Origin of the sequence: Kocuria arenosa, assembly GCF_042879215.1 — a bacterium.
Taxonomy (GTDB): Bacteria; Actinomycetota; Actinomycetes; order Actinomycetales; family Micrococcaceae; genus Kocuria; species Kocuria arenosa.
Genome location: NZ_JBHZTA010000020.1, coordinates 14,575 through 27,765, shown reverse-complemented (window position 1 = coordinate 27,765; position 13,191 = coordinate 14,575). Strand labels below are relative to the sequence as shown.

Genomic DNA, 13,191 nt, shown 5'->3' with positions numbered 1-13,191 from the left:
CCATGTTCTCCGCCACGCTCATGTGCGGGTAGAGGGCGTAGTTCTGGAAGACCATGGCGATGTCCCGGTCCTTGGACGGGACGTCGGTGACGTCGCGGTCGCCGATGCGGATCCGCCCGGCGTTCACGTCCTCGAGCCCCGCGAGCATCCGCAGGGACGTGGACTTCCCGCACCCGGAGGGGCCGACCAGGACGAGGAACTCCCCGTCCGCGATCTCGAGGTCGAGCCGGTCCACCGCGGGCTTCTCCCCGCCCGGATAGAAGCGGGTGGCGCTGTCGAACGTCACGGTTGCCATGATGTGTCCCTCCACGGGCAGGTGCGTGCCCGACGATCCGAAGTGAGTGGGTGCCCCGCCGTGCGGGGCAGGTGGAGCCGCGGGCGCCGGACGGTGTCGTCCGGCGCCCGCGGAGCGTGCGGGGGTCAGCTGATCGCCGACTCCATCTCGGACATCATGCGCTCGGCGGCCTCCTCGGGGGTCGCGCGCTCGAAGAGCACGTCGAGCTCGTAGCGGTAGATGATCTCCTGCAGCGTGCTGAAGCCCAGCGGCGGGACCGGCAGCGCCTCGCCCAGCTCGGGCTGGATCTCCTCGATGAACTCCGCGGCCGCGGTGTCCGCCTCGCTGAGCTCGGGCAGCACGGCCTCGCGCACCGTCTCGTTGGCGGGCAGGCCGCGGTCCGCGAGGTTGATCTTGCCGGCCTCCTCGCTGTTGACCATGAAGTCGATGAACGCCTTGACCTCCTCCGGGTGCTCGGTGCGGGCGGAGGCGGACATGAACATCGCCGACTTCTGGAAGAGCTGGTGGTCGCCGCTCTCCGTGCTCGGGAACCGGAGCGGGACCAGCTCGTTGCCGGACGCGGCGTTGAGGGCGCTCAGCTGGTTGGTCCACCACATGCCCATGGCCGCCCCGTTGGTGCCGGTCAGCGACTGGTCGGGACCCGGCTCCTGGTCCTCCGTGACCACCGAGGCCGGGGGCAGGGCGCCGTCCTTCATCATCCGGTGCCACATGCCCAGGTAGCCGGCGGCATCGCTCGCCTCGAAGCCGAGCTCGCCCTCGGGCGTGGTCAGCTCCTTGCCCTGCTGGCGCAACCAGATCTGGAAGCCGGCCGGCTCGTTCGGGCCGCTGGTGCCGTGGACGTCCGTGTTCTCGGCGATCTGCTGGGAGACCTCGGAGAAGTCGTCCCAGGTCCACGTGGAGTCGTCCGGCAGCTCGACCCCGGCCTCCTCGTAGATGGTCGGGTTCGCCATCATCGCCATCACGTTGACGCCCGTGGCCACGCCGAAGAGGCCGTCCTCGGTGCGGCCGCTGTCCACGACCCCCTCGTCGATCGCGGCGACGTCCACGTCGGAGAGGTCCAGCAGCGCGCCGTTGTCGGCGTACTCGCGCAGGTACTTCTCGTCCATCTGGATGATGTCGGGGGCGTCGCTGGAGGCCGTCTGGGTGGCCAGCTTGTCCCAGTAGCCGCCGAAGTCGCCGTACTCGCCCGTGATCGTGACCCCCGGGTTCTGCTCCTCGAAGGCGTCGATGATCTCCTGCGTCTGCTGGTGGCGGGTGTCCGAGCCCCACCAGGCGAAGCGCAGCTCGACGTTGCCGTCGGCGCTCGCGTCGTCGGCGGCGCCGCAGCCGGTCAGGGCCAGCGCCGACACGCTGAGGACGGTGGCGGCCTTCGCGAGAGTTCCCGTTCGCTTCATGCTGATCATGTCTCCTAGGGTCGAGGCAACGCGTTCTGGAAAGCGTTTTCCCGAGCGTAGCTGTGACCTGCCTCACGGGTCAAGAGGGCGCGCGGGATTTTCCGGCCGTGTCGCGCCGGCATCCCTGGGGCGCCGGCAAGGGGTCCTACGCGCTGCCGAACTCCACGCTGTCCGTGGTCCAGGCGCGGGCCTGGCTGCTGAGCGTGACGCCCAGCCCGGGACGGTCGGGGACGAGCATGCGTCCGCCCCGGGTCTCCAGGCGCTCCTCGAAGAGCGGGTCGAGCCAGTCGAAGTGCTCCACCCACGGCTCCCGCGGATAGGCCGCCGCCAGGTGCAGGTGGATCTCCATGGCGAAGTGGGGGGCCAGTCCCAGGCCGCGCTGGTCGGCCAGGGCGGTCAGACGCAGGAACTGGGTGATGCCTCCCACGCGCGGGGCGTCGGGCTGGATGATGTCGCAGGCCCGGCTCTCGATCAGGCGGACGTGCTCGGCGACGGAGGCGAGCATCTCGCCCGTGGCGATGGGCGTGTCCAGGGCGGCGGCCAGCTGGGCGTGGCCCTCGGCGTCGTAGGCGTCCAGGGGCTCCTCGATCCAGACGAGGTCGAACTCCTCCAGCCGGCGGCCCATGCGCAGAGCCGTGGCGCGGTCCCACTGCTGGTTGGCGTCGACCATCAGGGGCACGTCCGCGCCGATGTGCTCGCGGACGCCTGCGACCCGCCGCAGGTCCTCGGCGGAGTCGGGGAGGCCCACCTTGATCTTGATCCCGCCGATGCCCTCCTCGAGGGAGCGCGTGGCGCGGTCCCTGACCTCCTCCAGGGAGGCGTTGAGGAACCCGCCGGAGGTGTTGTAGGTCCGCACGGAGTCCCGGTGGGCGCCCAGCAGCTTGGCCAGCGGCAGCCCGGCCCGCTTGGCCTTGAGGTCCCAGAGGGCCACGTCGATCGCGGCCAGCGCCTGGGTGGCCACGCCGGAGCGCCCCACGGAGGCGCCCGCCCACAGCAGCTTGTCGTACACCTTGGCGATGTCGTTGGGGTCCTCGCCGATCAGGCCCTCGGCCACCTCCTTCGCGTGGGCGTACTGGGCGGGGCCGCCGGCCCGCTTGGAGTAGCTGAAGCCCACCCCGGTGTGCCCCTGCTCCGTGGCGATCTCGGCGAAGAGGAACACGACCTCGGTCATCGGCCGCTGCCGGCCGGTGAAGACCTTGGCGTCGGAGATCGGGGTGCTCAGCGGCAGGGTGGCGGTGGAGAGCTTGACGTGGCGGACGGCGTCCGGGGTGTACGGCATGGCGGGATCCTCGCGGGTCTCGGCGGCGGTGGTCAGGATGAATAGTACAAGTAATAAATTTGTATGACTAGTGCCTGCGGGTGCGCGCGACCGGTTCGGCATCGAAACACTCTGTACATAGTTATTGTGACCTGCAACACTGGCGACGAGACCGTGTGAACCCCACGCCCGCGTGGCCCGTCCCCGGGCACGCCCCGCGGAAAGGATGTGGATCGATGCCGATCGACACGCCCCGCACCGGAGCGGCCGCCGCGCTGCTCCGGGACTTCTCCCTCGAGATGACGGGCAAGGACGTGCCGGCCCTGGAGGAGGCCGCCGCCGTGGTCCCCCCGGGGACCAGGATCAACGTGACCTTCCTCGGCAACGAGGACCTGACCGTGCGCGTGGCCGCGGCCCGGGCGGTGCGGGAGCACGGGTTCGTCCCCGTGCCCCACCTCTCGGCGCGGAGGCTGCGCTCCCAGGCCGAGCTCGAGGAGTTCCTCGCGGCGCTCGCGGAGGTCGGCGCCGCCGAGCACGTCTTCGTGGTGGGCGGGGACCCCGAGACCCCGGAGGGTCCCTACGAGGACTCCCTCTCCGTCATCCGCACCGGGGTGCTCCAGCGGCACGGCGTGCGGGGGGTGGGCGTCAGCGGCTACCCGGAGGGCCACCCCGGCATCGACGACGCCACCCTGTGGTCCGCCCTGACCGACAAGACGGCCGCGATCCGCGAGCAGGGCCTCGAGCCCGAGGTCATCACCCAGTTCGGCTTCGACAAGGACCCGGTCCTGGAGTGGCTGGCCGAGGTGCGCCGCCACGGCGTCGACGCCCCGGTGCGGATCGGGGTGCCGGGGCCGGCGGGCGTCAAGCGCCTGCTCGGCTACGCGCGCCGCTTCGGCGTGGGCACCTCGGCCGGCATCGTCCAGAAGTACGGCTTCTCCCTGACCAACCTGCTGGGCACCGCGGGCCCGGACCGCTTCCTGCGCGACCTCGCCGCCGGCCACGACCCCGCCGTCCACGGGCAGGTGCTGCTGCACTTCTACACCTTCGGCGGGCTGCGGGCCACGGCCGAGTGGGTCCGCGAGTTCGCGGCGGACGGGCGGACCCCGTGAGCGCGGCCCGCCCGTCGATGCTCCGCCCGGACCACGCCAGCCTCGTGGTGCACGGCCGGGACCAGCCGGGGATCGTCGCCGTCGTCACCGAGGTCCTCGCCCGGCACGGCGCGAACATCGTCTCCCTCGACCAGCACTCGGACGACCCCGAGGGCGGGGCGTTCTTCCAGCGCACGGTCTTCCACCTGTCCGGCTACCCGGCGCTGCGCCCCGCGCTCGAGCAGGACCTCGGCACGGCCCTCGCGGACGGATTCGAGCTGGAGTGGCGGTTCACGGACCTCTCGGTGCCGCGGCGGGTGGCGATCTTCGCCTCGAAGTCCGACCACTGCCTGCTCGACCTCATCTGGCGCCAGCGCCGGGGGGAGCTGCCCATGACGATCGCCATGGTCGTCTCCAACCACCCCGACATGGCCGAGGACGTCCGCGGCTTCGGCATCCCGTTCTTCCACGTCCCCGCCCAGGACAAGGCGGCGGCCGAGGCGGAGCACCTGCGCCTGCTGCAGGGCAACGTCGACCTCGTGGTCCTCGCCCGCTACATGCAGATCCTGTCCTCCTCGTTCCTGGCCGAGGTCGGGGTGCCGGTGATCAACATCCACCACTCGTTCCTGCCCGCCTTCATCGGGGCCGAGCCCTACCGGAAGGCGAAGGAGCGGGGCGTGAAGATCATCGGCGCCACCGCGCACTACGTCACCGAGGACCTCGACGAGGGCCCGATCATCGAGCAGGACGTGGTCCGGGCCTCGCACCGGGACTCCGCGCAGGAGCTCGCCCGCCGCGGCGCGGACGTGGAGCGGCAGGTGCTCTCCCGCGCCGTGCTGTGGCACTGCCAGGACCGCATCATCCGCCACGACCGCCAGACCATCGTGTTCTGATCCCCGTCCCCGCCCCGTCGGCGCGAGCGCGGACGGGGCACCACCGCAGAGAAGGAGTTCACCGTGGCACCCCGCACTCTCCAGGACGTCCTCGACGCCTCGAACGGCACCGTCGAGCTGCTGCGCAACTCGCAGATCGGCGCGTACGTCTACCCCGTCGTCGCGCCCGAGTTCCACAACTGGCGCAGCGAGCAGAAGGCGTGGCGGGAGACCGCCGTGCTCTACGACCAGTCCCACCACATGGACAACCTGTTCATCCGCGGCAAGGACGCGCTGCGCCTGATCTCGGACACCGCGATCAACAGCACGAAGACGTTCCCCGTGAACAAGGCGAAGCAGTACGTGCCCACCACCCCGGCCGGCCACGTCATCGGCGACGGCATCCTCTTCCACCAGGAGGAGGACGAGTACGTCTACGTGGGCCGCGCCCCCGCCGCCAACTGGTTGCTCTACCACGGCGAGACCGGCGGCTACGACGTCGACATCGAGGTCGACCGCCGCTCCCCGTCCCGCCCGATGGGCAAGCCCGTGGTCCGGAAGTACTGGCGCTTCCAGATCCAGGGCCCCAGTGCGTGGCAGATCATCGAGAAGCTCAACGGCGGGCCGCTCGAGCAGCTGAAGTTCTTCACGATGGACCGCATGAGCGTCGGCGGCGCCCAGGTCCGCACCCTGCGCCACGGCATGGCCGGCGCCCCCGGCCTGGAGATCTGGGGCCCCTACGAGTCCTACGACCAGGTCCGGACCACGATCCTCGAGGTCGGCGCCGAGTTCGGCATCGTGCCCGTCGGCGCCCGGGCGTACCCCTCGAACACCCTCGAGTCGGGCTGGATCCCGTCCCCGCTGCCGGCGATCTACACGGGCGAGGGCACGGCGGACTACCGGAAGTGGCTCGGGGCGGACAGCTACGAGGCCACCAACGCGCTCGCCGGCAGCTTCGTCTCCGAGAACATCGAGGACTACTACCTGACGCCGTGGGAGCTGGGCTACGGGTCGTTCGTGAAGTTCGACCACGACTTCATCGGACGCGACGCGCTGGAGGCCATGGACCCCGCCGCGCAGCGCCGCAAGGCGACCCTGGCGTGGAACGCCGAGGACATGACGAAGATCTTCGCCTCCCTCTTCGACACCGAGGGCCCGGACTACAAGTACTTCGACCTGCCCCTGGCCAACTACGGCTCGTCCAACTACGACGCGGTGGTCGACGCCGACGGCCGCACCGTGGGCCTGTCCATGTTCACCGGCTACAGCTACAACGAGCGCAAGGGCCTGTCCCTGGCCACCGTCGACCCGAACGTGCCCGAGGGCACCGAGCTGAAGGTGGTCTGGGGCGAGCCGGACGGCGGCAGCCGCAAGACGACCGTGGAGCCGCACGAGCAGCTCGAGGTCCGCGCCGTGGTCAGCCCGGTGCCCTACTCCGAGGTGGTGCGCCAGGACTACCACGGCGGCTGGCGGACCGCCTCGGCCGGGCGCTAGCCGAGGAGCGGCCCGAGGGCGCGCAGCACGGGCCCGGGCTCCCACCGCCCGACGCCGTCGACCGCCCCGACGGGGTGCACGCCCGCCACCGAGTTGGTGACGAACACCTCGGTGGCGCGGGCGAGCTCCTCCCACCGCACCGGGCGCTCGCGGACGTCCGCGCCGGCGGCGCGCAGCGCCGCCAGCACGCGGGCGCGCACCACGCCGGGCAGGATCCGGCCGTCCGCGGGCGGGGTGAGCACGGCGCCGTCGACGACGACGAAGACGTTGGCCCGGCCCGTCTCCAGGAGCGTGCCGTCGGCGTCCACGAGCAGCGGGTCGCAGCTGCGCGACCACAGTCCCGGGACCGGCTCGTGGGCGAGCGCCCGGCGGTCCGCCCATTTGTGCCCGCCGAGGCCGCCGGGCAGCCGGACGGGGACGAGCCGCCACGGCGGCACCGGCTCCGGCGGGAGGGCCGTGGCCGTGACCGTCACGGTCAGGGCGCCTCCCGGGGCGGGCACCGCGGTGATCCGCAGCCGGTGGGGGCCGGGGAGCGCGGCGGCCCGGTCCACCACCTCGCCGTGGACGCCCGCGGGCAGGGCCGCGCCGCAGCAGGCGAGGCAGCTGGCGCCGAGCCGCTCGAGGTGGGCCTCGAGGTCCACGGGCTCGCCCTCGCGCACGAGCAGCGTGGTGAACACCCCCTCCGCCCGGACCGGCGGGAGGACCGGCAGGGCCGGGAGGAGCTCGAGGACGGTCGCGGGCCGGTGCCCGTCCCAGTCCCCCCGGAGGTCCTCGTCCAGCACGGCCCCGACGGCGTCGAGCAGGGGCACCGCCTTCACGAGCGTCTCGTGTGCCTCGTCTGCGGGGTCGGAGTCGGCCACGATCCCGCCGCCCACTCCCAGCCGGACCCGGTCGCCGGTGAACTCGAAGGTGCGGATCGCCACGTTGAGCACGAGACCGGCCGGGCCCGCGCAGCCGATCGCCCCCGTGTAGACCTCGCGGGCTGCGGGCTCGAGCGCGTTGACGATCTCCATGGCCCGGATCTTGGGCGCGCCCGTGCAGGACCCCGGCGGGAACGTGGCCCGCAGCAGCGCCCCGTCCCCGAGCCCCGGGGGCAGCTGCCCGTGCACGTCCGCCACCAGGTGGTGGACCCCGGTGTGGGGCTCCACCCGGGGCGCCGCGGGGGCCCGCACCGACCCGGGCACGCACGCCCGGGAGAGGTCGTTGCGCATCAGGTCCACGATCATGACGTTCTCCGCCCGGTTCTTCACCGAGGCGTGCAGCGCCGCGGGGTCGCTCGCCGCCGGGGCGGTGCCCTTGATCGGGGACGTCAGGACCGTCCGCCCGGTGCGGCGCAGGAACAGCTCCGGGGACAGGCTCGCCACCGCCCCCTCCGGCAGGCGCAGGAAGGCGGCGAAGCGCGGGGCCAGGGCCTCCTGGCCGGCGCAGAACAGGTCCAGCGGGTCGCCCTCGAAACCGGCCGCCAGACCGCGGCAGATGTTGGTCTGGAAGACGTCGCCGTCGCGGATGTGGCCCAGCACCGCGGTCACCGCGGCGGCGTGCGCGGCCGCCGAGGCGTCGGCCGTGAAGGGCCCGCACCGATAGGGCGAGGGCGCGTGCAGGGCGTCCGGCGCCGTCCGGGCGAGCTGCCGCGCGGCCGCCACCCGGGCCGGGTCCGTGCCGGGGAGCCACTCGAGCACCCAGGCGCCGTCCGCGGCGCGGTGGCGCAGGACGTGGTCGTAGTACCCGAGGTGGTGGTCCGGCAGCCGTGCCGGGCGCGGCGGGGCCGCGGGGAGCCGCTCGAGCCGCCGGGCCAGCTGGTAGCCGAGGTAGCCGATCCAGCCGCCGCCGAAGGCCGGCCCGGGGCCGTCCTCCCCGGGATCGACCTCCTCCGGGGCCTGGGCGTCCAGGGCGGCGAAGGGGTCCTCGTCGGGGCCCAGCACGCGCAGCGGCCGGACGCCGATCACGGTGTCGCCGTCGTGCCAGTCGCCGAACAGCCCCACCAGCCCGGGCTGGTCCCGCAGGGCCCGCAGCATCTGCACCGGGGACAGCCGGAGCCCGGTGAGGATCTCCTCCCTCGCCATGCCGGGCCTCAGCCGTTCTCCGGTGCGGTCGCGGACGGCCCGCTGCCGCCCGCCTCCGCCTCGAGCCGCCACCGGGAGTTCGCCAGGTGCGCGCGCATCGCCGCCGACGCGGCGAGGGGGTCATGGGCCCGGATCGCGTCCAGGACCGACCGGTGCTCGGCGGCGACCCGGGCCGCGCGCCCGCCGCCCGGGGCACCGTCCAGCCGGCGCGGCGGCATGGTGATCATCGCCGGCCCGAGGCCGGTCAGCGCGTCCACGTAGTACGGGTTCCCGCTGGCCTCCGCCACGGTCCGGTGGAACTCGAAGTCGTTCTCCAGGGACGCGGCCGGGTTGTCGACCTCCTCCTCGGAGCGCGCCAGGGCGTCCTCCATCCGGGCGAGCTGGTGCTCCTCCCGGGCCGTGGCCGCCAGCGCCGCGGCCTCGGACTCGACCCCGGTGCGGAACGCCAGCAGCCGGCGCCGGTCCTGCAGGGTCCGCACCGGCCGGCTCGTCCCGCCGGGCGCGGCCGGCGGGGTCAGCACGAAGCTGCCGCTGCCCCGCCGGGTGTGCACGAGCCCCTCCGCCTGCAGCCGGGCGACGGCCTCGCGCACCACCGTGCGGCTGACCCCGTGCTCCGCGATCAGCGTGCTCTCGCTGGGCAGGCGCTCGCCGGGGGAGATGCGCCCGCCGACGATGCGCGCCCGGAGGTCGTCCACGAGGGCGGAGGTGAGGTTGCGGCTCATGAGGACATGATCCCACCCCGGGAGCGGCCCCCGCAGCCCGGGATCAGGACCGGTGGCCGAGCTCCTCGACCACGCTGCGCCCGGTGCCCGCCCGGGACTCCCAGGCCCAGGTCTCGTGCAGGCGCACCCTGCCGTCCCCGAGCACCTCGATGCGGGACGTGCACGCCCCGCCGGCGGTCTCCCCGGCGCTGTCCAGGTGCGAGTAGCGGAAGCTCAGCCCGTCCCCGGTGCGCGTGCCGACGAGAAAGCCTCTGCGCACCGCGCCCCCCGCGTACTCCGCCCACACGAGGTCGTCCTCCTGCCGGTAGGCGAAGACCGTGTCGGATCCGACGTCCCCGTCGGCGGCGTTGGACACGCCCACGAACGTCCTCCCGTCGAGGTCCACGGTGTCCGGTGCGGTCGGCGGTGGCGGATCGGTCATGGGATCCAGCGTACGGGGAGCCGGACGCCGTCGTTATCGGTCCGCGATAACCTGCCTTGGCGGGCCGTTCCACGGACCGCGACACTAGCACTCAGAGTCCCGGGTGCTGCGGGGCGTCCGCGAGAAGGGAGCAGGGATGATCTTCATCGTCGTCAAGTTCAAGGTGAAGCCGGAGTGGGCCGACCGCTGGGTCGAGTTCTCCAAGGAGTTCACCGAGGCCACCCGTGCGGAGCCGGGCAACCTGTGGTTCGACTGGTCCCGCAGCGTGGAGGACCCCCACGAGTTCGTGCTGGTCGAGGCCTTCGCGGACGACGGCGCGGGCCCGCACGTGAACACCGACCACTTCAAGAAGTTCACGGCGGAGGCGCCCCAGGCGCTCGTGGAGACCCCGCAGATCATCAGCGAGCAGATCTCGGCCTCGGACTGGAACCGGATGGCTGAGCTCACGGTCGGGTGACCGCCCGCCGGCACGCCGCCGGCCCGGGAGCGAGGCTCCCGGGCTGTTGGCATGTGCAATCCGGCACGCCAGAATGTGAGGCATGACCGCACACGACACCGGCATGGCCTCCGTCCAGAAGGCCTTCGCCCTCCTGGACGTGGTCGCGGGGGACCCCCGCGGGGCCACGGCGAAGGACATCAGCACCGAGCTCGGGATGCCGCTGCCCTCGGTCTACCGTCTGCTGCAGACGCTCGTGGCCTCCGAGCACGTGGTGCACCTCCGGGACCAGCGCCGCTACGGCCTGGGCTACAAGCTCCACGCCCTCGACGCCTCCCTGCGCCAGCAGGTCGCCGTCCCCGCCTCCGTCCAGCGTGCGGTGCGGGAGCTGCACGGCAGCGCCGACGCCGCCGCCTACTTCGCGGTCTACCGCGGCGACGCCGTCGTGGTGGCGCACGTGGTCGACTCCCCGCGCCGGCCGCGCATCGACCCCATGGACTTCGGCTTCACGGGCGCCGCCCACGCCACGGCCTTCGGCAAGATCCTGCTCTCGCGCATGGACGACGACGAGGTGGCGGACTACCTGGGCCGCCACGGGATGCGCCTCCTCACGGACCGCACGCTCAGCACACCGGAGGAGCTGGGGCACGAGCTCGGGCGCGTGCGCGCGGAGGGCATCGCCGTGGAGCGGGAGGAGTTCGTGCCCGGCGCCTCGTGCCTGGCCGCGCCCGTGGTCGACTCCGCCGGGCGCACCCTGGGCTCCGTGGCCGTGTCCCTGCGGCCCGCCGACTTCGAGCGGCGGCACCGGTCGATCGCGCCGGTCCTGCGCGACGCCGCGGACCGGGTGGGGCGGGCTCTGCGCGCGGCGGGGGGCTGTCCGGCCGGGCCCGCGCCCGGCTGAGCAGCCCCCCCGCCGACCGGTGGCTACAGGTGCCGTCCCGCCAGCTGCTGGGCGATGTAGTCCGCCTGCCGGACGGCCAGGGCCACGATCGTCAGCGTCGGGTTCGCCGCCGCGCCGGTCGTGAACAGCGATCCGTCCGCGACGAACAGGTTCGGCACGTCGTGGGTCTGGCCGAACGCGTTGGTGACCCCGTCCTCGGGCCGCTCGCTCATCCGGGCCGTGCCCATGTTGTGGGTCGAGGGGTAGGGCGGGGTGTGGTGCACGGAGGTCGCTCCCACGGACTCGTAGAGCAGGGACGCCTGCTGGTAGCCGTGGTTGCGCATCGCGACGTCGTTCGGGTGGTCGTCGAAGTGCACGTTGGGCACGGGCAGTCCCAGGTGGTCGGTCACGGAGGAGTTGAGGGTCACCCGGTTGCCCTCCTGCGGCATGTCCTCGCCCACCACCCACATCCCGGCGGTGTTCTCGTAGCCGTCCAGCAGGGCCGTGAAGTCCGGTCCCCAGGAGCCGGGGTCCACGAAGCTGGCGAGGAAGGCGGGGCCCAGGGAGATCGTCTCCATGTAGTAGCCGCCGGCGAAGCCTCGGTCGACGTCGTGCCGGGACTCGTCCGCGACGAGTCCGGCCATCGTCTCGCCCCGGTACATGTGCACCGGCCGGTCGAACTGCGCGTAGACGGAGCCCGTGGTGTGCCGCATGTAGTTGCGGCCCAGCTGCCCGGAGGAGTTCGCGAGCCCGTCCGGGAACAGCGGGGAGCCCGAGAGCATGAGCAGCCGGGGCGTCTCGATCGCGTTGCACGCCACCGCCACGAGCCGTGCGCGCTGCCGCTGGACCTGGCCCTGCGCGTCGACGTAGAGGACGCTGTCGACCAGGCCCTTCTCCGTGTGGGTGATCTGCACGGCGTGGCAGTCCGGGCGCAGGTCGAGGTTGCCGGTGCGCAGGGCCTTGGGGATCTCCGAGACGAGCGTGGACCACTTCGAGCGGTTCTTGTCGCCCTGGAAGTTGAACCCGTCCTGGACGGACGCCGGGCGCCCGTCGTACGGCTCCGCGTTGGTCCCGTAGGGGCCGGTCGCGTAGTGCCGGTAGCCGAGCTTCTCCGCGCCCGCGGCGAGCACCTTGTAGTTGTTGTTCGCGGGCAGCGGCGGCCGGCCGTGGCGGTGGGTGCTGCCGATCTTCTGCTCGGCCCGGTCGTAGTACGGGGCGAGGTCCTCCAGGCCGATCGGCCAGTCCAGGAGGTTGGCGCCGTCGACGCGCCCGTAGACGCTGCGCGTGCGGAACTCGTGGGCCTTGAACCGGGGGGTGGCCCCGGACCAGTGGGTGGTGGTCCCGCCGACGGCCTTGACGATCCACGCCGGGAGGTTGGGGAAGTCCCGGGCGATCCGCCACGACCCCGTGGTGGTCCTGGGGTCCAGCCAGGCCATCTGGTGGAAGGCCTCCCACTCGTCGTTGACCCAGTCCTCGCTGGTGAGGTGCGGCCCGGCCTCGAGGAGCACCACCTTGATGCCCTTCTCCGTCAGCTCGTGGGCGAGGGTGCCTCCGCCGGCTCCGGAGCCGATGACGACGACGGCGGAGTCGTCGTCGAGGTCGATCCGTGCGGCGCGCTGCTGGTCCTGGGGCGTGGTGGTCATGCGGTCTCTCCGTGGTCGACGACGTCCGACCCCTTGAAGAGGTCGCTGAAGGGCTGCTCGGTGGTCTCGGAGGCGCCCTGCTGGTCCAGGTTCCACCCCTCCTTCGGGGCGGCGGTCGCCACCGGGTAGCCGAGGGCCCCGCACTCGGTCAGTTCCTCCTCGGACTCCTCGACGCGCGGGTCCGGCAGCCAGTCGAGGTCGTCGAAGCCGCGGTGCAGGTACCCGCCCCGGGAGAAGGACTCGCCCTCGTAGCCCAGGGCCTCCCACACCTCGTGGTCGTCGTAGAGGTGCAGCACGGTGGTGCGGCGGATGAAGCCGAAGAACTCGAGGTCGGCGATCCGCTTGAGCACCTTGAGCGCGGCGTCGTCCGGCAGCTCCGCGAACGGGGCGTCGCTGAGCGAGTTCAGGGTCAGCAGTCCCTGGGTCAGGGCCATCCGGAACCACGTGGAGTTCTCGGCCTCGGCGGCGATCTTCTCCGCCATTCGTTCGTACGGGCCGTCGGGGATCCGGGGGTGGGGGAACGCGACCCGGATGACGCGGGTGAGGGTGCGCTTCGCCTCGTCGGTCAGGGCGAGCGCGTTCAGGGCGGAGTACTTCGCGGGATAGACCATGGGTCTCCTCCTCG

The 13,191-nt window shown here is 72.6% G+C and carries 13 protein-coding genes; 5 read left to right on the top strand and 8 right to left on the bottom strand.

Translation table 11 applies throughout. The features are described from left to right. From ACFYE3_RS18410 to ACFYE3_RS18400, 3 genes are all read right to left on the bottom strand, one after another. Nucleotides 1-295, bottom strand: a 295-nt coding sequence (locus ACFYE3_RS18410; protein ID WP_387611726.1) for an ATP-binding cassette domain-containing protein, incomplete at its 3' end; no start/stop codon positions are given. A gap of 125 nt (nucleotides 296-420) precedes the next feature. Next, nucleotides 421-1,689: an ABC transporter substrate-binding protein gene (locus ACFYE3_RS18405; RefSeq protein ID WP_387611723.1), complete on the bottom strand. Its 1,269-nt coding sequence runs from the start codon at nucleotides 1,687-1,689 to the stop codon at nucleotides 421-423. 145 nt (nucleotides 1,690-1,834) lie between these two features. Then, nucleotides 1,835-2,968 carry an L-talarate/galactarate dehydratase gene (locus ACFYE3_RS18400; protein WP_387611730.1) on the bottom strand — a complete coding sequence of 378 codons (1,134 nt, stop codon included), beginning with the start codon at nucleotides 2,966-2,968 and terminating at the stop codon, nucleotides 1,835-1,837. 215 nt (nucleotides 2,969-3,183) lie between these two features. Here ACFYE3_RS18400 and ACFYE3_RS18395 point away from each other — a divergent pair, with 215 nt between their 5' ends. From ACFYE3_RS18395 to ligM, 3 genes are all read left to right on the top strand, one after another. Beyond that, nucleotides 3,184-4,056 (top strand): methylenetetrahydrofolate reductase, encoded by an 873-nt coding sequence (locus ACFYE3_RS18395; RefSeq protein ID WP_387611721.1) that lies wholly within the window; start codon nucleotides 3,184-3,186, stop codon nucleotides 4,054-4,056. Between the two features lie 17 nt (nucleotides 4,057-4,073). Continuing rightward, entirely contained in the window at nucleotides 4,074-4,928 is an 855-nt protein-coding gene (purU, locus tag ACFYE3_RS18390) for a formyltetrahydrofolate deformylase (protein ID WP_387611728.1), read from the top strand. 63 nt (nucleotides 4,929-4,991) lie between these two features. Next, nucleotides 4,992-6,401, top strand: coding sequence for a vanillate/3-O-methylgallate O-demethylase (ligM, locus tag ACFYE3_RS18385; RefSeq protein ID WP_387611718.1), 1,410 nt, complete (start codon nucleotides 4,992-4,994; stop codon nucleotides 6,399-6,401). Here ligM and ACFYE3_RS18380 read toward each other — a convergent pair. From ACFYE3_RS18380 to ACFYE3_RS18370, 3 genes are read right to left on the bottom strand one after another with little or no spacing between them, the layout of a single operon-like run. Then, complete coding sequence (locus tag ACFYE3_RS18380) at nucleotides 6,398-8,464, bottom strand: bifunctional anthranilate synthase component I family protein/aminotransferase class IV (RefSeq protein WP_387611716.1); 2,067 nt, start codon at nucleotides 8,462-8,464, stop codon at nucleotides 6,398-6,400. The two genes, ligM and ACFYE3_RS18380, sit on opposite strands and share 4 nt — an antisense overlap. Nucleotides 8,465-8,472: 8 nt before the next feature. Then, complete coding sequence (locus ACFYE3_RS18375; protein WP_387611713.1) at nucleotides 8,473-9,186, bottom strand: FadR/GntR family transcriptional regulator; 714 nt, start codon at nucleotides 9,184-9,186, stop codon at nucleotides 8,473-8,475. A 43-nt stretch (nucleotides 9,187-9,229) separates the two neighbouring features. Beyond that, the gene (locus tag ACFYE3_RS18370) at nucleotides 9,230-9,607 is read right to left on the bottom strand and encodes a hypothetical protein (protein WP_387611711.1); all 378 of its coding nucleotides are present in this window, start codon (nucleotides 9,605-9,607) and stop codon (nucleotides 9,230-9,232) included. A gap of 136 nt (nucleotides 9,608-9,743) precedes the next feature. Between ACFYE3_RS18370 and ACFYE3_RS18365 the strand changes: the two genes are divergently transcribed. Beyond that, nucleotides 9,744-10,064, top strand: coding sequence for a putative quinol monooxygenase (locus ACFYE3_RS18365; RefSeq protein ID WP_387611708.1), 321 nt, complete (start codon nucleotides 9,744-9,746; stop codon nucleotides 10,062-10,064). An 82-nt stretch (nucleotides 10,065-10,146) separates the two neighbouring features. Next, on the top strand, nucleotides 10,147-10,944 hold the full coding sequence (locus ACFYE3_RS18360) for an IclR family transcriptional regulator (protein WP_387611705.1): 798 nt from the start codon (nucleotides 10,147-10,149) through the stop codon (nucleotides 10,942-10,944). A 23-nt stretch (nucleotides 10,945-10,967) separates the two neighbouring features. Here the strand turns inward: ACFYE3_RS18360 and ACFYE3_RS18355 are convergent, their stop codons facing one another. Next, entirely contained in the window at nucleotides 10,968-12,566 is a 1,599-nt protein-coding gene (locus tag ACFYE3_RS18355; protein WP_387611702.1) for a GMC family oxidoreductase, read from the bottom strand. Further along, entirely contained in the window at nucleotides 12,563-13,177 is a 615-nt protein-coding gene (locus ACFYE3_RS18350; protein WP_387611700.1) for a hypothetical protein, read from the bottom strand. The genes ACFYE3_RS18355 and ACFYE3_RS18350 overlap by 4 nt, the downstream gene beginning before the upstream one ends. Nucleotides 13,178-13,191 lie beyond the last annotated feature (14 nt).

What these genes read in the sequence shown, in the direction of transcription:
- ACFYE3_RS18370 (WP_387611711.1), bottom strand. Translation starts at nt 9,607, where the DNA reads ATGACCGATCCGCCACCGCCGACCGCACCGGACACCGTGGACCTCGAC.
- ACFYE3_RS18355 (WP_387611702.1), bottom strand. Translation starts at nt 12,566, where the DNA reads ATGACCACCACGCCCCAGGACCAGCAGCGCGCCGCACGGATCGACCTC.
- ACFYE3_RS18405 (WP_387611723.1), bottom strand. Translation starts at nt 1,689, where the DNA reads ATGAAGCGAACGGGAACTCTCGCGAAGGCCGCCACCGTCCTCAGCGTG.
- ACFYE3_RS18380 (WP_387611716.1), bottom strand. Translation starts at nt 8,464, where the DNA reads ATGGCGAGGGAGGAGATCCTCACCGGGCTCCGGCTGTCCCCGGTGCAG.
- ACFYE3_RS18350 (WP_387611700.1), bottom strand. Translation starts at nt 13,177, where the DNA reads ATGGTCTATCCCGCGAAGTACTCCGCCCTGAACGCGCTCGCCCTGACC.
- ACFYE3_RS18375 (WP_387611713.1), bottom strand. Translation starts at nt 9,186, where the DNA reads ATGAGCCGCAACCTCACCTCCGCCCTCGTGGACGACCTCCGGGCGCGC.
- ACFYE3_RS18365 (WP_387611708.1), top strand. Translation starts at nt 9,744, where the DNA reads ATGATCTTCATCGTCGTCAAGTTCAAGGTGAAGCCGGAGTGGGCCGAC.
- ACFYE3_RS18395 (WP_387611721.1), top strand. Translation starts at nt 3,184, where the DNA reads ATGCCGATCGACACGCCCCGCACCGGAGCGGCCGCCGCGCTGCTCCGG.
- ACFYE3_RS18400 (WP_387611730.1), bottom strand. Translation starts at nt 2,968, where the DNA reads ATGCCGTACACCCCGGACGCCGTCCGCCACGTCAAGCTCTCCACCGCC.
- purU (WP_387611728.1), top strand. Translation starts at nt 4,074, where the DNA reads ATGCTCCGCCCGGACCACGCCAGCCTCGTGGTGCACGGCCGGGACCAG.
- ACFYE3_RS18360 (WP_387611705.1), top strand. Translation starts at nt 10,147, where the DNA reads ATGACCGCACACGACACCGGCATGGCCTCCGTCCAGAAGGCCTTCGCC.